Annotated in this window: 17 protein-coding genes; 7 read left to right on the top strand and 10 right to left on the bottom strand. The window is 66.9% G+C overall.

Annotation, left to right across the window (positions count from 1 at the left end; translation table 11 throughout):
- Positions 1-30: 30 nt before the first annotated feature.
- A complete protein-coding gene (locus Y900_RS21425) occupies positions 31-1,197 on the top strand; it encodes an FAD-dependent oxidoreductase (RefSeq protein WP_036344390.1) in 1,167 nt (388 codons plus the stop codon).
- Between the two features lie 25 nt (positions 1,198-1,222).
- Here the strand turns inward: Y900_RS21425 and Y900_RS21420 are convergent, their stop codons facing one another.
- From Y900_RS21420 to Y900_RS21390, 7 genes are all read right to left on the bottom strand, one after another.
- Positions 1,223-1,714, bottom strand: a complete 492-nt coding sequence (locus Y900_RS21420; protein ID WP_036344389.1) for a transglycosylase family protein — start codon at positions 1,712-1,714, stop codon at positions 1,223-1,225.
- Positions 1,715-1,895: 181 nt separating this feature from the next.
- Positions 1,896-2,231: a transglycosylase family protein gene (locus tag Y900_RS21415; protein ID WP_036344388.1), complete on the bottom strand. Its 336-nt coding sequence runs from the start codon at positions 2,229-2,231 to the stop codon at positions 1,896-1,898.
- 761 nt (positions 2,232-2,992) lie between these two features.
- Entirely contained in the window at positions 2,993-3,571 is a 579-nt protein-coding gene (gene mobA, locus Y900_RS21410; protein ID WP_081845191.1) for a molybdenum cofactor guanylyltransferase, read from the bottom strand.
- Between the two features lie 8 nt (positions 3,572-3,579).
- Positions 3,580-4,656 carry a 2-oxoacid:ferredoxin oxidoreductase subunit beta gene (locus Y900_RS21405; protein ID WP_036344386.1) on the bottom strand — a complete coding sequence of 359 codons (1,077 nt, stop codon included), beginning with the start codon at positions 4,654-4,656 and terminating at the stop codon, positions 3,580-3,582.
- Entirely contained in the window at positions 4,653-6,599 is a 1,947-nt protein-coding gene (locus tag Y900_RS21400) for a 2-oxoacid:acceptor oxidoreductase subunit alpha (RefSeq protein ID WP_036344385.1), read from the bottom strand. The genes Y900_RS21405 and Y900_RS21400 overlap by 4 nt, the downstream gene beginning before the upstream one ends.
- A 280-nt stretch (positions 6,600-6,879) precedes the next feature.
- Positions 6,880-7,728, bottom strand: a complete 849-nt coding sequence (locus Y900_RS21395) for a PfkB family carbohydrate kinase (RefSeq protein WP_237752620.1) — start codon at positions 7,726-7,728, stop codon at positions 6,880-6,882.
- 101 nt (positions 7,729-7,829) lie between these two features.
- Positions 7,830-8,834, bottom strand: a complete 1,005-nt coding sequence (locus Y900_RS21390) for a LacI family DNA-binding transcriptional regulator (RefSeq protein WP_036344384.1) — start codon at positions 8,832-8,834, stop codon at positions 7,830-7,832.
- Between the two features lie 81 nt (positions 8,835-8,915).
- Here Y900_RS21390 and Y900_RS21385 point away from each other — a divergent pair, with 81 nt between their 5' ends.
- From Y900_RS21385 to Y900_RS21365, 5 genes are all read left to right on the top strand, one after another.
- The gene (locus Y900_RS21385; protein WP_036344380.1) at positions 8,916-10,076 is read left to right on the top strand and encodes a phytanoyl-CoA dioxygenase family protein; all 1,161 of its coding nucleotides are present in this window, start codon (positions 8,916-8,918) and stop codon (positions 10,074-10,076) included.
- A complete protein-coding gene (locus Y900_RS21380; RefSeq protein ID WP_036344379.1) occupies positions 10,073-11,077 on the top strand; it encodes a Gfo/Idh/MocA family protein in 1,005 nt (334 codons plus the stop codon). Before Y900_RS21385 ends, Y900_RS21380 begins: the two co-directional genes overlap by 4 nt.
- Positions 11,074-11,946, top strand: coding sequence for a sugar phosphate isomerase/epimerase family protein (locus tag Y900_RS21375; protein ID WP_036344378.1), 873 nt, complete (start codon positions 11,074-11,076; stop codon positions 11,944-11,946). Before Y900_RS21380 ends, Y900_RS21375 begins: the two co-directional genes overlap by 4 nt.
- A 61-nt stretch (positions 11,947-12,007) precedes the next feature.
- Positions 12,008-12,985 carry a Gfo/Idh/MocA family protein gene (locus Y900_RS21370; RefSeq protein ID WP_036344377.1) on the top strand — a complete coding sequence of 326 codons (978 nt, stop codon included), beginning with the start codon at positions 12,008-12,010 and terminating at the stop codon, positions 12,983-12,985.
- A 41-nt stretch (positions 12,986-13,026) separates the two neighbouring features.
- Positions 13,027-13,533: a nitroreductase family deazaflavin-dependent oxidoreductase gene (locus Y900_RS21365; protein ID WP_370505944.1), complete on the top strand. Its 507-nt coding sequence runs from the start codon at positions 13,027-13,029 to the stop codon at positions 13,531-13,533.
- A 1-nt stretch (position 13,534) separates the two neighbouring features.
- Here Y900_RS21365 and Y900_RS21360 read toward each other — a convergent pair whose 3' ends face one another.
- The 3 genes from Y900_RS21360 to Y900_RS21350 are packed head-to-tail and all read right to left on the bottom strand — an operon-like array spanning position 13,535 to position 16,421.
- Positions 13,535-14,338 (bottom strand): ATP-binding cassette domain-containing protein, encoded by an 804-nt coding sequence (locus Y900_RS21360; RefSeq protein ID WP_420329836.1) that lies wholly within the window; start codon positions 14,336-14,338, stop codon positions 13,535-13,537.
- Between the two features lie 17 nt (positions 14,339-14,355).
- Positions 14,356-15,414, bottom strand: coding sequence for an ABC transporter permease (locus tag Y900_RS21355; protein ID WP_036344373.1), 1,059 nt, complete (start codon positions 15,412-15,414; stop codon positions 14,356-14,358).
- A gap of 17 nt (positions 15,415-15,431) precedes the next feature.
- Positions 15,432-16,421 (bottom strand): substrate-binding domain-containing protein, encoded by a 990-nt coding sequence (locus Y900_RS21350; RefSeq protein WP_036344371.1) that lies wholly within the window; start codon positions 16,419-16,421, stop codon positions 15,432-15,434.
- Between the two features lie 132 nt (positions 16,422-16,553).
- Between Y900_RS21350 and Y900_RS21345 the strand changes: the two genes are divergently transcribed.
- Positions 16,554-17,327, top strand: a complete 774-nt coding sequence (locus Y900_RS21345) for a TIM barrel protein (protein WP_192827534.1) — start codon at positions 16,554-16,556, stop codon at positions 17,325-17,327.
- Positions 17,328-17,372 lie beyond the last annotated feature (45 nt).

The raw sequence follows: 17,372 nt of genomic DNA, 5'->3' as shown, positions 1-17,372 counted from the left end.
TTGGTAGCACACGCCGGTTAGGTTCGGGACATGGCCGAGATCGCAGTCGTCGGGGCGGGCATCGCCGGACTCGCCACCGCCGCGGCGCTGGCCCGGCGCGGTCATGCCGTCACTGTGATCGAGGAGCGCACCGACACCGGGTCCGGTGCGGGGATCAGTGTCTGGCCGAACGCCCTGGCCGCCCTCGACCATCTCGGTCTCGGCGATCAGGTGCGGGCGGCGGGCGGCCGGATCACCGCGGGCGCGATCCGCTGGAAGGACGGCCGTTGGTTGCGCCGCCCGGCCGGTGAGCGGATCGTCACCGCGCTGGGTGAGCCGCTGGTGGTGCTGCAGCGCGCAGCGCTGCGCGACGTTCTGGCCGGCGCACTGTCGCCGGGAACCGTCATCGAGGGGGTAGGGGTTCGCGAGCTCAGCTCGACGGCTGCCGGGATGCGGCTTCACCTGACGGATTCCTCGACCCGCGACGTCGACGCGGTGGTCGGCGCCGACGGCACCGGCTCGGTGGTGGCGCGCCATCTCAACGGCCCGCTGCTTCACCGCTACGCCGGATACACGGCCTGGCGCGGCGTCGCCTCGATCTCCATCGACCCCGACCTGGCCGGCGAGACGATGGGCGCGGGCGCTGAGGTCGGTCACGTCCCCATGGGCGGCGAGCGGACGTACTGGTTCGCCACCGAACGCGCGGCCGAGGGCGCGTCGGCGCCGCAGGGCGAGCTCGGTTATCTGCAAGAGAAGTTCGCATCGTGGGCCGCACCGATCCCGGCCATGCTGGCGGCCACCGACCCCACCGAGGTACTGCGCAACGACCTCTACGACCGCGGCCCCGCCCGACGTTGGGCGATGGGCCCGGTGGTGCTGGTCGGAGACGCCGCCCACCCCATGCGGCCCCATCTGGGGCAGGGCGGGTGCCAGGCGCTGGAGGATGCCGCCGTGCTGGGTGCGTTCGTCGAGTTATCCCCCGACCTGCCGAGGGCGTTCGCAGCGTTCGAATCGTTCCGCCGCCGCCGGGTGCGCGCCATCGCCGCCGAATCACGGCTGATCGGCCGGGTGGTGAACCTGCGGCCCGCGGCGCTGAGCGCACTGGCCAGCAGGGCCACCGTGGTGCTGCCGGAGACACTGGTGACCCGCCACCTGGCGTCGATCGCCGCGCGGTCGGCCTTTCGGCTCCCCGCCCGCGACGACGCCCAGTCGGCCTGAGCCGGCTGGGCGTCGTTGCGATGAATCAGTGAAGGCCGAGGGCGTTGGCGATCGCGCGGCCCGGATCGTGGAAGGCCTGGCACATCTTGTTGAAGTCGATGGACTTGAATGGGCCGCTCATCACGTTGGCGCAGGCTCCACCCTGAGCGGGGGCCGCACCGCTGGAGACCGGGGTGGCGAAAGCGGGCGTTCCGGCGGCCTGGCCGCACGTCGGCCAGGCGCCCATGCCCTGCTTGCGGGCGACGTTCTCGGCGACCCGGATCTGCTCCTCGCGCGAGGCGTGGGCCGCGCTGCCGATGCCGCCGTTGGCCGCCCAGGTGGCGTCGCTGAACTGCAGGCCGCCGGAGAAGCCGTTGCCCGTATTGGCGCTCCAGTTGCCACCCGACTCGCACTGCGCGACCGCGTCCCAGTTCACACCGCTGTCTGCGTTGGCAGTTCCCATGCTCAGAACGAACCCGGCGAGGCCCAGAGCGGCGGAGATGACTGAGAGGGTGATGATCCTGCGCAGAGTGCTCATTGGTGTTGTCCCTTCCCGACAAAGGGGGCACTGGTGTGCCGCTGTGATGTGAATCGCAGCGCGTGATGCAGTTGTTACGGGCGTGTCGATTGATTTTTCTGAGAACTTTGATAAGGAAGTGGCCCGTGAAATAAGGGTGGCGCCGGGTCATCGACCCGGCGCCACCCTTATGAGCGCTCTACTAGCCTCGACGGCCGCAGACCGGCCACGCTCCTCGGCCCTGCGTGCGAAGCACGTTCTCCGCCACACGGATCTGCTCATCGCGCGACGCCAGGTGCGGCGAACCCGAACCTCCATTGGCACGCCAGGTGCCCAGGGTGAACTGCAGCCCGCCGTAGTAGCCGTTACCGGTATTGATCGCCCAGTTACCGCCGGACTCGCACGCTGCGACTGCGTCCCAGTTCATGCCGTCCGCCGAAGCGGTGGCGGTACCGAGGACCATCGGGGCAAGGACCGTAGCGCCACCGATGGCGGCGATGCCGAAGGACCGTGCGAGCGTTTTGCGGACGTTGTTCAACAGTTTTCCTTTCGCCGTACGCGCGCCAGACCTCCGTCGTCGGACGGATGCGGTCCCGTGGGACTGTCGGGTTTCGGGTCGCGCCGTCTCGGTCGGGCACGACAGCGGAGGCCGGCATCACCGCGGAATCACTTCTCCGGTGATCCACAGAAGGTCGTTGCGACCTCCCCGGCCCCGCTCACACGCAGGGTTCAAATGTGTGGAGTCATATCTGCAGTTGTTTGCTCCCTTGCGGGACCGGGTAGGACGCTACAAAGCAGAAGAAATGAAGTCACATCAACGACACGCTTATCTCGGTTAGATCACGAGATGGTTACGAGCGAAAGCTATGTGCGGTCTGTGCAGGTCAGCAAGTAGTTTCACAGCCAGCCATTTTGTTGACACGCCCGTAAATAACGTGACGTTTATCACGTATAAATTGTGGCCCCGGACACACATTATTGATAACGCAACGTACCTACATTTGCGCACCCGGGCGTTCCCAGGAATTGAACCCCGCCCCACCTGCCCCATCAGCACCGGCACCGGGAAATTCGTTAGCTAGCGGCAGACTTCACGGCGATGGAGACATGTCCGGACTCCGCAACGTCACGGCGTCGATCCGAGATGGGCGGACAGAACGGCTCCGAAGACCCCTCGAACGCCCGAATTGTGTTGTCCCTCAGTAAGTCCTGCAGCAACAGAAGGACGGCCTATTCCCGATAGAGAAATCGGCGCGGATCGCCATTGTCCAGCGATTCCGAATCCGCTCCGAACGCCGTTTATCCGGCGATTTGCTGCGCCAGATCGGCCGGTGAATTGACGTTCGCCAGCGTGCGACTGGCCGGCACGACGATCCGCTGAGTGACGACAGATTCGGCCAGCGCCCGCATGCTCCGTTCCCCCACGGCGACCAAGGCGTCGATGTGGTCGGCGAGAGCAGTGTTGTAGATGCCGGCCAGATAGTGGTCGCGGCCGTCCCATGGCAGCACGATGTCCACACCCCGGTGTCGGGCGAGTTCGTCGATGATCTCGGTGGACAGGAAGGGCATGTCGACGGCGCTGACGAAGGCGCGCTCCACCCCGGCCCCCGCGGCCGCCCGCAGCCCACGACCGGTGGCCAGCAGGGGCCCGACTCCGCGAACCTCGTCACGCACAATCTGCCCGTCGAGCGCGGGAAGCGCCTGACCGGGGGCGGCGATCACGAACACCGGCGCGCAGCCAGAACTCAGCACGGAGACGGTGTACTCCACCATTGTGGTGCCGCCGTCGGGGTGCGGCAGCGTGGCCTTGTCCCGGCCCATGCGCCGCGACGCCCCACCAGCCAGTACTACAGCGGCCAGCGGGGCGGGCGTGCTCACGATTCGATCTAGTCCACAGTCCAGGTATCGCGACCGCGCAGCAGCGACTGCAGCGCATGCCGGTCGTGCGGGGTGGCCTCACGGGCCATCCGAACCTGGTCGCGGGCGGCGTCGTCATACGTCGGCCGGTTGACCTGGCGGAACACCCCCATCACGGTGTGCTCGAGGTTCTGGTCGCTGAGCCGCGACAACGCGAACGCGTAGGCCGAGTCGGCGGTGGTGGCGTCGTGCACCACGATGTCGCCGGCTGCCACGTCGGCGGTCTTGGCGACGTCCAGGCCGAAGCCGCTCTTTACCACGCAGTACTCGCCGTTGGCGCCGAACACCACCGGTTCGCCCTGGCGGACGTTGATGATGCGCTCCTCTGCGCCTTCCTTGCGGAGCAGGTCGAAGGAGCCGTCGTTGAAGATCGGGCAGTCCTGCATGATCTCGACCAGTGCTGCGCCACGATGCTGGGCCGCCGCCTTCAGGACCTCGGACAGGCCCTTCCGGTCGGAGTCCAGCGCCCGGCCGACGAACGTCGCCTCCGCGCCCAAAGCCAGCGACACAGGGTTGAACGGATGATCCAGCGAGCCCATCGGGGTGGACTTGGTGACCTTGCCAACCTCGGATGTCGGCGAGTACTGACCCTTGGTCAGACCGTAGATCCGGTTGTTGAACAGCAGGATCGTGATGTTGACATTACGGCGGAGCGCATGGATCAGGTGGTTGCCACCGATCGAGAGGGCGTCGCCGTCGCCGGTGACAACCCACACGGACAGGTCCGGGCGGGCCAGCGCCAGGCCGGTGGCGATGGTCGGAGCACGACCGTGGATCGAGTGGAAGCCGTAGGTCTCCAGGTAGTACGGGAACCGGCTCGAGCAGCCGATGCCGCTGATGAAGGCGATGTTCTCCCGGCGCAGACCGAGGTCCGGCAGGAAGTTGCGGATCGTGTTCAGGATGACGTAGTCACCGCAACCTGGGCACCAGCGGACCTCCTGGTCACTGGTGAAATCCTTGGCCTTCTGCGGCTCGTCGGTGGTCGGCACCCACGCCGTCTTGGACACGCTCGGTGCCAGCAGGTCCGAGCCGATCAGGTCAGTCATGCGTTCACTCCTGCGCCAACATCTGTGCCGGTACCCACGGTAGCTGCCGCAAGCCGGGCGAATTTCGCTTTGTCGCTTTCCTTTTCAGCCAACGTCCCGTCGAGTGCGGCATCGATGATGCCTTCCAGCTCGTCGGCCAGGAACGCCATGCCTTCCACCTTCGTCACCGACTGCACATCGACCAGGTACGTACCGCGCAGCAGCAGCGCCAGTTGGCCGAGGTTCATCTCGGGGACCACCACGTTCTTGTAATGACGCAGCACCTCGCCGAGGTTGGCCGGCAGCGGGTTGAGGTGCCGCAGGTGAGCCTGCGCAACCTTGATGCCGCGGCGCCGGGCCCGGCGGCAGGCTTCACCGATCGGGCCGAACGAACTTCCCCAGCCGAGGATGAGCAGCTCCGCGTCGCCGGTCGGGTCGTCGACCGTGACGTCCGGCACCGTGATGCCGGCGATTTTGGCCTGCCGCAACCGGACCATCAGGTCGTGGTTGGCCGGCTCGTAGGAGATGGCGCCGGAGCCGTTGGCCGACTCCAGGCCGCCGATGCGGTGCTCCAGGCCGGGGGTGCCGGGAACCGCGAACTGGCGAGCCAGCGTCTCGGGGTCGCGGGCGTACGGCTGGAAGTCCTCGCCGGCCTCGGCCAGGTTGGTGTCGATCGGCTTGAAGGAGTCGATGTCCGGGATCCGCCACGGCTCCGAGCCGTTGGCGATCGCGCCGTCGGACAGCAGGATCACCGGCGTCCGGTAGGTCAGCGCGATGCGCGCGGCCTCGATGGCCACCTCGAAGCAGTCCGACGGCGTGCTGGCGGCCAGCACGGCAACAGGCGACTCGCCGTTGCGACCGAACATCACCTGCAGAAGATCGGCCTGCTCGGTCTTGGTCGGCAAGCCGGTCGACGGTCCGCCACGCTGCACGTCGATCACCAGCAGCGGCAGCTCGGCCATCATGGCCAACCCGATGGCCTCGGACTTCAGCGAAATGCCGGGGCCCGAAGTGCTCGTCACGCCCAGCGCCCCGCCGTAGGAGGCGCCGATCGCGGCGCCGACGCCGGCGATCTCGTCCTCGGCCTGGAAGGTCAGGATGTTGAAGTTCTTGTGCTTGGACAGCTCGTGCAGGATGTCCGACGCCGGCGTGATTGGGTAGGTGCCGAGCACCACCTGGATGTCGGCGAGCTGGCCGGCGGCGATCACGCCGTAAGCCAGGGCCGTGTTGCCGGAGATCTGCCGGTATTCGCCAGGGGCGAGCTTGGCCGGGGAGATCTCGTAGGTGGTGCCGAACGCCTCAGTGGTCTCGCCGTAGTTCCAGCCGGCCTTCAGCGCCAGCACGTTGGCTTCGGCGATATCGGGCTTGCGGGCGAACTTCTCCCGGATGAACGTCTCGCTGGTCTCGATCGGCCGGCCGTACATCCACGACAGCAGCCCGAGCGCGAACATGTTCTTGGCGCGCTGGCCGTCCTTCTTGGACGCGCCGATCGCCTCGACGGAGCCGAGGGTCAGGGTGGTCATCGCGACGGCCTGCACGACATAGTCGTCGAGTTCGCCGCTCTCCAGCGGGTTGCTCTCGTAGCCGACCTTCGCCAAGTTGCGCTTGGTGAATTCGTCGGAGTTGGCGATCACCAGACCACCGCGCGGCAGATCGCCGATGTTGGCCTTCAGCGCGGCGGGGTTCATCGCGACCAGCACGTCGGGACGGTCACCGGCGGTGAGGATGTCGTAATCGGCGATCTGGATCTGGAACGACGAGACGCCGGGCAGCGTGCCCTGTGGCGCGCGGATCTCGGCGGGGTAATTCGGTTGAGTTGCAAGGTCGTTGCCGAAGAGCGCGGCTTCGGAGGTGAACCGGTCACCGGTGAGCTGCATTCCGTCTCCGGAGTCACCGGCGAACCGGATGACGACTTTTTCCAGCTTCTGCCGGTTGCCCGCAGCCCCGTTGCCGTTCGGACCCACGTCCCCGCCTTTCGTCCTGTCCGCCGGGTGTAGATCCCGCGTCGCTATCGGGTGGACGCGCCGGCGGAATCGACAGCCCAGGAGTTGCTGTCACTCGCAGTACCGATTATTGCACTTTCTTAGGCATGGCTGACCGGGGCTTGCTCGTGACACGCCGTGCGGCCTGCATCGAAGTCACAGCTCACGGACACGATCGACGGCGCGGTGAGACAAAAGTGTGTCGTTCGTCACTTGCCGAGAACGTCGTTCTCTAAGAGAAGTCGCTACTCGCCGGTAGCTCTCAGTTACGGCGCGCCCCGAGGCGTTTCTCGAGTTCACCCGCGACGAGTTCACTCGCGGCGGCGGCCGCGGCGCGCGGGTCGGCCCCGGCTGCCCGATTTGCCACGTAACAGGTGGTGAACATGTCACCGGCGCCGGTGGTCTGCACGCCGTCGACTCGCCAGGCGGCCGGCACCCGAACCTTTGTGTCACCGGTATAGATGTCGCAGCCCTCGGATCCGTAGGTCACCAGGATTTCGGGCACCGCGAGGCGGGCGGCGGTGGACTCGTCGAAGGGGCCGTCGGCGACGATGACGGCCTCGTCCTCGGCCAGCTTGAGGATGCTGAGGTGATCCAACAGCTCGGGCGGGTAGTGACGGTCCACCACCAGTGGCCCGAGCTGGTCGGCACGGACCAGACCCTGGCCGTCGTAGGCGACCCGGTGGCCGCGCTGGGCCAGCAGAGCCAGTGTCTCGGCGGGAAAGTCGGTGCGCAGCAGCGGGGCGAGGTGCACCCACGTCGTGTCGGGGTCCGCCGACTCCACCTCGGCCGCACTCCACACCGGGCCGATGGCGTCGACCGACATTCGGCGGTGATCGACGTCCTCATAATCCAGCCGGAACGCGCTCGTGCAGTCGGCAGGAAGGATCCGGATCAGCGACCCGAACCTCTCGAGCAGCGGCTCGTACAGCGAGTGGTCCTCGTCGGCGGCCAGCGCCACGATCCCGCCCGGGCCGCCCGCGGCCGCCATCGCGACACCGGAGAACGACGCGCACCCGCCAGGCGTTTTCGGGCCGCCGTTGATCACATCGACGGCCAGATTGCCCAGCACGGTCACGCCGGCGGCGAGCTCAGCGCGATGTCGTGACACGGGTCGGTCTCCTTGGGTGCTTCGTCAGTTGGGCGCCATTCATCGTCGCCGTCGGCGCGGAATGCTAGTCGCGGTTTCTTCGAATCGACGACTTGCCGAGTTCAGGCAGGCAGGTTGTACGGGGTGATCACCTGGATCGGGACGGGGCGCGCGGGCTCGGTGGGCAACGCGCGGTGCTGCTGCAGGATCAGCCGCATCGCGAGCCGGGCGTCGGCGCGCAGGTCGTTGTGCAGCACCGCCGAGATGCGGCCCTCCCGCAGCAGCCGCCGGTTGTCGGCGTCGAGGTCATGAGCAATAAAGACTCGGCACGCGCGCCCTAATTGGTCGAACGCCGCCACCGTCGCGGTGTTTCCGCCGCCGACGGAGTAGACGGCTGCGACGTCGGGGTTGCGCTCGAGTGCGTCGATCACCAGGCGTTCGATGGTGGCGTCGATACCGTCGCTGTCGCCGACCTCGACGATGCCGCGGCCGGATCTGCGCAGGGCCGTCCGGAAGCCCACTTCACGTTCGGCCTCACCTCGGAACACTGTGCGGCTCAACGTGATCAGCACGTCCGCCGGCGTGTCACCCAGCCACTGGTCCATCAGATAGGCCGCCGTGGTTCCGGCTCCGTGGTTGTCGATGCCCACGTACGCACAGCGCGCACTGGCCGGGATGTCGGTCGTGTAGGTCACCACCGGGACACCGGCGGCGACCAGACGGTCGACGGCCTCGGCCACCTCCGGTTCATCCTGCGCCTTGAGCACGATCCCGTGGCTGCCCTTGATCCGGGCAAGCGTGTCCGCCATCTGGTCTGTCGACCCGGACTCCCATAGGTGAAACCGCGCGCGCAGCATCGCTGGGGCGAATGCGGGCAGTTCGGCTTCGACCGCGGCGCGGAAGGCGTCGGAGAACCGCCGCGGGGTCTGCATCACCACGTCGAGCAGGAAGCGACGTCCGTTGAGCCGCAACTGGGATCGTTGTTTATCCAGATCCTCGATGGCGTGCAGCACCTCGGCGCGGGTGGCCGCCCGTACGCCGGGCCGGTCGTTGAGCACCCGGTCGACGGTGGCTTCGGACAGTCCGGACTGTTGGGCGATCTCGCGGACTTTGAAGCGGTGCGCCATGTCTCGCACCCTATCCTTCTGATGGGTTTTTGATGGATTTCTGGTGTTGATTGCGGCTTGAGTCACAGCAACACTTTCGCCATGGCCGATGTGCGTGCGGGGGTTCAACCCTGGTTGACCGAACGCGCTTACCAACTCGACGAGCTGCGTACCCTGACCGAGCGCGAGACTGATCTCTCGGCGTACCCGCACGCCGCCGAGGTTCGGCGGAACGTCCTCGTGTACGCCGCCGCGGAGATGGCCCACGTCGACCGGCGCGCCCTGCAGGCCGAACTCATCACCGCACTGGCCGACGGTCCCGGCGTCGTCGTGTTCACCGGTGCCTTCTCGGCCACGGTCGTCGACGCCGCCAGCGCGGCCTTCGCGGCACTGATCGCCGATCAGCGGCGCACCGGCGGTGCGGCCGGGGACCACTTCGGTGCCGCGGGTGCGAACGACCGGGTGTGGAACGCCGCCCAGAAGCTGGCTTTGCACTCCCCCGCGGCGTACGCCGACTACTACGCCAACGACCTGCTGGCCCTGGTCTGCCAGGCCTGGCTCGGGCCGCGATATCAGCTCACCTCTCAGGTCAACGTCGTCAATCCCGGTGGCGCCGCACAGGTTCCGCACCGCGACTACCATCTCGGATTCGTCGCGCCCGGCCAGCTCGCCGAGTATCCCGCGCACGTGCACCGGTTGTCGCCGACGCTGACACTGCAGGGAGCTGTCGCCCACACCGCCATGCCGCTGCAGAGCGGGCCGACCATGCTGCTGCCGTATTCGCAGCTGTTCGAGGGCGGTTATGTGGCATTCAATTCACCGGAGTTCATCGACTACTTCGCCACGCATCACGTGCAGATCCCGCTGAGCAAGGGCGATGCGGTGTTCTTCAATCCGGCGCTCTATCACGCAGCGGGCGCCAACACCTCGGCCGCGATTCGCCGGATGGCCAACCTGTTGCAGATCTCCTCGCCGTTCGGCCGGGCGATGGAAGCCCTGGACCGCACCGCGATGGTGCGTTCGGTGTACCCGGCGCTGCGCGCCATGAAGGCCGCCGGCCGACCGGCGACCGAGATGCTCAACGCCGTGGTGGCCACCGCGGAGGGTTACCCCTTCCCCACCAACCTGGACCGCGACCAGCCGATCGGAAGTCTGGCGCCGCCAAGCCAAGTCGACGTCGTGCTCGCCGCGCTGGCCGACGATCTGTCCCCCGAAGCCCTCGACGTCGCGCTGTGCGACCAGAACGAACGGAGAATCCCATGACCACCCTCGGCGTGATCGGCCTCGGCCGGATCGGGGCCTTCCACACCGACACACTGAGCCAACTCGACGGGGTCGACGGTCTCGTCGTCACCGATGAGCGTCCCGACGTCGTCGCTCAGGTGGCGACGAAGTACGGCGTGCGGTCGGTTGATTCGGTCGACGCGCTGCTGTCGTCGGGTATCGACGGGGTCGTGGTGGCAGCCGCCACCCCGGCGCACGCGGAACTGACGCTGGCCGCCGTCGAGCGCGGGTTGCCGACGTTCTGCGAGAAGCCGGTGGCCTCCACCGCAGCCGAAAGCGCCAGGGTCGCCGAGGCCATCATGCGGGCCGGCGTTCCGGTGCAGATCGGCTATCAGCGGCGCTTCGACACCGCGTTCGCAGCCGCCAAGGCCGCGGTGGACCGTGGCGCGCTGGGCACGCTGCACACCGTCCGCAGCACCACGATGGACCCGGCTCCCCCGCCGATGGAGTACATCGCCGGGTCGGGTGGCATCTTCCGCGATTGCGCGGTCCACGATTTCGACACCGTCCGCTGGATCACCGGCCAGGAAGCCGTCGAGGTGTACGCCACCGGCACCGCGCAGGGCGATCCGCTGTTCGCCGAATACGGTGACGTCGACACGGCAGCAGTGGTGGTCCGGTTCGACGGTGGCGCGCTCGGCGTCATCTCCAACGCACGCTACAACGGCCGCGGTTACGACTGCCGGCTGGAGGTGCACGGGTTCAACGACACCGTGGTCGCCGGCTGGGACCAGGGTGTACCGGTACGGAATGCCGATCCCCACAACGACTTTCCGACCGGTCAGCCGCACCACTTCTTCATGGACCGCTTCACCGAGGCGTTCCGCACCGAACTGAGTGGCTTCGTCGACGTCGTCAAGGGCGCGCCGGTGCGCGGTGCCACCGTGGCCGACGCCGTCGAGGTCGCCTGGATTGCCGAAGCCGCCACCGAATCGCTGCGCCGCGGCGCACCGGTCCGCATCGAGGAGGTACGCCAGTGAAGATCGCCGGAGCCCCCATCTCCTGGGGTGTGTGCGAAGTGCCCGGCTGGGGTCATCAACTCGACCCCGAGCGGGTGCTGTCCGAGATGCACCAAGCCGGCCTGTCGGCCACCGAGCTCGGCCCGGAGGGTTTCCTGCCCGCCGACCCCGGCGAGCTGACCGCGCTGCTGGGCCGCCACGGCCTGAGTTGTGTCGGCAGCTTCGCACCCGTGGTGCTGCACGATGCCGACCACGATCCGGTGCCTGATATCACCGGCCTGCTGGATTCCCTTGTGGCGGTGAATGCTTCGATGCTTGTACTGGCCGCGGTAACCGGTACCGACGGCTATGACTCACGGCCCGATCTGAACGACCAACAGTGGTCGACGCTGCTCGCCAACCTCGACCGGCTGGCGGCCGCCGCCGCCGCACGCGGTGTCGCCGCCGTGCTGCACCCGCATGTCGGCACGATGGTCGAGAAGGGCGACGAGGTGGGCCGGGTGCTGGCCGGGTCGTCGATCTCGCTGTGCCTGGACACCGGGCACCTGTTGATCGGTGGCACCGATCCGTTGCAGCTGGCCCGCACGGTGCCGGAGCGCATTGCGCACGCTCACCTCAAGGACGTCGACGCGGCCTTGGCCGCCCGGGTGCAGTCCGGCGAACTGACCTATACCGATGCGGTCGCCCAGGGCATGTACACCCCGCTGGGCACCGGTGACGTGGACATCGCGGGCATCGTTGCGGCTTTGCGGGACAACGGCTTCGACGGCTGGTTCGTCCTCGAGCAGGACACCATCCTGGACGGCGAGCCGGCCGGCGAGGGTCCGTTACGGGACGTACTGACCAGCGTCGCCTATCTGCAGCAGGTCGCGGGCGGCGTGCCGGCGTGAGCGACGCTTGCGGAGCGAACCATCAGCGGGCATGCAGTGCCCGAGCCTGCGAGGGGACTGCATGAGCCTGCGCATCGGGGTGCTCGGCGCATCCCGGATCGCCGAGAACGCGATCGTCGGGCCGGCCCGGGATCTCGGTCACCGGCTCGTGGTGGTGGCTGCCCGAGATCCACAGCGCGCCCGCCGGTTCGCCGACACGTACGGGGTTGAGCGCATCGCAGACAGCTACGCCGACGTGGTCGGGGACGCGGAAGTCGATGTGGTCTACAACCCGTTGGCCAACAGCCTGCACGCCCCGTGGAATCTGGCGGCGATCAAGGCGGGCAAGCCGGTGCTGACCGAGAAACCGTTCGCGCGCAACCACATCGAGGCACAGCAGGTCGCCGACGCCGCCACAGCTGCCGGGGTGAGCATGCTGGAGGGGTTCCACTACCTGTTCCATCCGGTGACCCAGCGGATGTTCGAACTGGCAACCGACGGTGAGCTAGGCGAGATCCGGCACGTGGAGGTCCGGATGGCGATGCCGGCGCCCGCGCCTGATGACCCGCGCTGGTCGCTGGATCTGGCCGGCGGGGCACTGATGGACCTCGGCTGCTACGGCCTGCACATCATGCGCCAGCTCGGCGCCCGCGGTCTGGGCCGTCCGGCGATCACCGCCGCCCACGCCTCCCAGCGCGGCCCCGGCGTCGACGAGTGGTGCGACGTCGAGCTGCGGTTCCCGTCCGGCGCCACCGGCTGCAGTGCCAACACCATGACCGCCGAGGCGTTTTCGTTCACCGTCAAGCTGGTCGGCTCCAAGGGTGATGCACTTGCCCACGACTTCATCAAGCCGCACACCGACGATCGGATCACCATCCGCACGCCGGGCGGAACGCGGGTGGAGCACCTGGGCACCCGAGCGTCGTACACCTACCAACTCGACGCGTTCGCCGCCCACCTCCTGGACCATGTGCCGTTGCCGATCGGCGTCGACGATGCCGTGCAGAACATGCATTATGTCGATGCCGCCTACCGGGCGGCGGGCATGTCACCGCGCTGAACGGGTCCTCCGCCGGGCGGCCATCGGGCACGATGGCAGGTATGCCGCAACGCTTTCCTGACGGTCACTGGGGCCGGGAAGACATCTCGCCTCTGTTCAAGCCTGCGCTCGCGTTCGCCTCGACGGCGGTGGGCTCGCGTGTCATCAGAGCACTCGTGCCCCTGGACCGTCGCGTGCTGCGGGCGACCAAGGGTAAATACACCTTGTTCGGCCCGACCTCGATGCCCGAACTGCTGTTGACCACGACGGGCCGCAAGTCCGGCCAGCCGCGGTTGTCGGCGTTGAGTTACCTCCGCGAGGGCGAGCGCCTGCTGGTGCTCGGCAGCAATTTCGGCCAGCAGCATCACCCGGCTTGGAGCCTGAACTTGCTGGCCAACCCGGAGGCCGTCGTCGCCATCAACGGGATCGAGATCCCGGTGACGGCCACCTTGGTGACCGGGCCCGAGCGGGACGCCGGTTTGGCACGCTTCCTGGCCTATCCGATGTACCAGGCCTACCGCACCCGGACCGACCGGGAGCTGCGACTGTTCGCGCTGACGCCGCGGTAGATCAGCGGCCCAGCTCGTGGGACAGCGCCTCGAGCTCGTCACCGCCGGCCATCTGCTGGGTCAGGTGTTCCAGGGTGATCTCGTCGTAGCTGCAGTCGAGCTTCTGACGGCCCCGGTTCAGCAGCACGAAATGGTCGCCGACCATGTGCGCATGGTGCGGGTTGTGGGTGATGAACACGACGCCGAAGCCGGCCTCTTTGGCGGCGGTGATGTATTTGAGCACCACCCCGGATTGCTTGACGCCGAGTGCGGCCGTCGGCTCGTCGAGGATCAGCACCCGCGCCCCGAAAAACACGGCCCTGGCGATCGCCACACACTGGCGTTGCCCGCCGGACAGCGAACCGATCGGCACGTCGACGTCGGGCAACTCGATACCCATCTTCGCCAGCTCGGTCAGCGTGGTGGCCCGCATCGCGTTGGCGTCCAGCGCCCACGGGAAACTCTTCTTACGAATTTCCTGACCCAGGAAGAAGTTTCGCCACACCGGCATCAGCGGGACGACAGCGAGGTTCTGGTACACCGTCGCGATGCCCTTGCCCAGCGCGTCGGCAGGCGAGCTGAACTTCGTCGGTTCGCCGTCGACCAGCAGCTCACCGTCGGTGGGCTGATGCAATCCGGCGATGATCTTGATGAGCGTCGACTTGCCCGCGCCGTTGTCGCCGAGGATGCCGGTCACCTCACCGGCATGCACCCGCAGCGAGATGTCTTTGAGCGCGGTGATGTTGCCGTAGGTCTTGCCGACGTTCTTCAGCTCGACGAGTGGCACTTTGCCGCCGGACGGGGCTTCTTCGGTGGGTCGATCCATGGTTGCGGTCACTTCTCTCACCTCTTGGCGGCGTAATTACGGAAAGCGTTGTTGGCGATCACCGCGAACAGCAGCATCGCGCCGAGGAAAAACTTGAACCAGTCGGGGTTCCAGCCCGCGTAAACGATGCCCTGGTTCGTCATGCCGAAGATGAACGCACCGATGGCGGCTCCGACGGCGGTGCCGTAACCACCGGTCAGCAGGCAGCCACCGATCACCGCGGCGATGATGTAGAAGAACTCGTTGCCGATGCCCTGCCCGGACTGCACCGTATTGAACGCGAACAGCAGGTGCATGCCGACAAACCAGGCGCAGAAGCCGACGAACATGAACATCCCGATCTTGACCTTGGTCACCGGAACACCCACCGCGCGAGCGCTTTCGGCATCGCCGCCGACCGCGAAGATCCAGTTGCCGATCTTGGTCTTGAACAACACCCAGGTGGCCACCGCGGTGAACACCAGCCACCACACCACGGTGATGCGGATGCTGACGCCGAACAGGGTGAACGACGAGGCGAACACCTTCTGCGCCGAGTCCCAACCCTGCATGTCGTTGACGCTTTGCGTGGCGACTTGCCCGGCAAGGAGTTTGGTGACGGCCAGGTTGATGCCGGCGAGCATGAAGAACGTGCTCAGTGTGATGAGGAATGACGGGATCTTGGTCTTCATCACCAGGAAGCCGTTCAAGAACCCGACGCCCAGCGCCAGGATCAGGGCGAGGCCGGCACCCGCCCATAGATTGAGGTGCAGGTTGTAGGACAGCATCGACGCCGCGAGCGAGCTGAATGTCACCGCCACGCCCGTCGACAGGTCGAACTCACCGCCGATCATCAGAACCGCGACGCCACAGGCCATGATCCCGATGGTCGAGCTGGCGTAGAGGACGGTGGCCAGGGACGAGGCCTGCCGGAACGGGTCGGCCACGATGAGGAAGAAGACGAAGATCCCGATTGCGCCGATGCCCGCGCCCATCTCAGGCCGAATCAACAGCCGCTGCAGCCGATTCCGTTCCTTTACCCGCTCGTCCCGAACGACTTTGCGGTCACCGATCTCGAGATCTGCTTGCGTACTCATGTCTATTCCCAGGGTCGCTATCGGGTTCCGCCCTTGGCCAATTCGGCCACGGCGTCGATGTTGGACTTGTCGATGAACGACGGGCCGGTCAGGGTCGCCTGGCCGCCACCGATCAAGTTCTTGTTGTTGAGGAACAGCCACAGCGAGTCGATGGCAAGGTAACCCTGCAAGTAGGGCTGCTGGTCGACGGCCCACTGGACGTCGCCCTTCTGGATCGCGTCGACGAGCGCCGCGTTGGTGTCGAAGGTGACGATATTGGCCTTGCTGTTCGCATTGTTCTTGGATACGACGGCGGTCAGTGCGATCGGCGCGCCGAGCGCGACGACGGTATCGATCGACGGATCCTGCTGCAGCTTCGCGGTGATCGTCGACTCGACCGAGGGCATGTCCTTGCTGTTGACGTTGAGCAATTCGGTTTGGCCCTTGAAGCCCTGGGTGACGCCCGCGCAGCGGGATTCGAGGGCGACCTGGCCTTGCTCCTGGATCACGCAGAGGACCTTCTTGGCACCGTCTGCGGTCAGTCGCTCGCCCGCCGCGACACCGGCGAGTTTCTCGTCTTGGCCGAAGTACTCCTGGACGCCCATGGCTTTCCAGTTGTCGTAGCCGGAGTTGAACGCGACCACCGGAATACCCTTGGCCTCGGCCGCCTTGACGGCGGGGGCCATCGCGTCGGGCTTGGCCAGAGTCACGGCAATACCCTTGACGCCGCTGTCGATTGCGCTCTGGACCAGGTTGGCCTGATTCGGCGCCTCAGGATCGTTCGAGTAGCGGAGCTCGATGTTGTCCTTTTTGGCCGCGGTCTCTGCGCCCTTGCGGACAAGGTCCCAGAAGGAGTCGCCTGGTACCTCGTGGGTGATCATCGCGACGGTGACACGGGGGGTGTCGACGGTGCCGCCGCCCGAACCGCTGCCGTTGTCCCGCGGTTTGCCGCCGGTGGCGGAGCAGGCAGCCAGCCCGATCACGAGCGCACTCGCCCCTGCCACGGCCGCTAGCCGATTGAACTTCATGCCGACTCCTTGTCTCCATCGCGGTCTTCGTCGCCCACGACACGCCCTTGCCTCGATGTAATACGGCTCACAGCAGAAAGTCAATACTTTGTTAGGACATTCGGACTGCAGGTCAAATGCTAGGGTGCCGGGGTGAGCGACTTTGACCTGGCGGTATGCGCTGAGATGATGTTTCGCGACCTGCCGCTTCTCGAGCGGGTGCGACGCATCCACGGGCTGGGCTTCGCGGTGGAGATCTGGAGCTGGCACGACAAGGACCTCACGGCACTCGCCGCAACCGGCGCGCGGTTCTCATCGATGACCGGCTACCTGCACGGCGACCTGATCGACCCAGCGCGCGCCGACGAAGTCGTGCAGACCGCCGAGCTGAGCATCAAAGCCGCTGAGACGCTGGGCGTGCCGCGGTTGAATCTGCACACCGCAGAACTCGTCGACGGTCAGGCCGCCCGGCCACGGCAGCGGGCCTCGGGGCAGATGTGGCTGACCGCGCAGCGCACGCTGGAGCGGATCGGTGATCTCGGCGCAGCCGCGGGCGTGACGTTCTGCGTGGAGAACCTGAACACGATCGTCGATCACCCCGGTGTCCCCCTGGCCCGCGCCAAGGACACGCTCGCGCTCGTCGAGGGGGTCGGCCACCCGAACGTCAAGATGATGCTCGACCTCTACCACGCCCAGATCGGCGAGGGGAATCTCGTGGAGCTGGTGCACCGGTGCGGCTCGGCGATCGGCGAGATCCAGGTGGCTGACGTACCGGGCCGATGCGAGCCGGGCACCGGCGAGGTCCACTACCCCGCAATCGCAAGGGCGTTGCGCGACATGGGTTATCGCGGCACGATCGGCCTGGAGGCATGGGCGGCCGGTGACAGTGACGAGGCGCTGGCGGCGTTCCGCGCCGCGTTTTCCTGACGCCGAACAGACAGAAACTCCCCCGATACGCCGAACGTTCGGGGG

Source organism: Mycolicibacterium aromaticivorans JS19b1 = JCM 16368 (assembly GCF_000559085.1).
GTDB lineage: Bacteria > Actinomycetota > Actinomycetes > Mycobacteriales > Mycobacteriaceae > Mycobacterium > Mycobacterium aromaticivorans.
The sequence above is the reverse complement of the archived record's forward strand: the minus strand, read 5'-3'. Positions and strand labels throughout refer to the sequence as shown.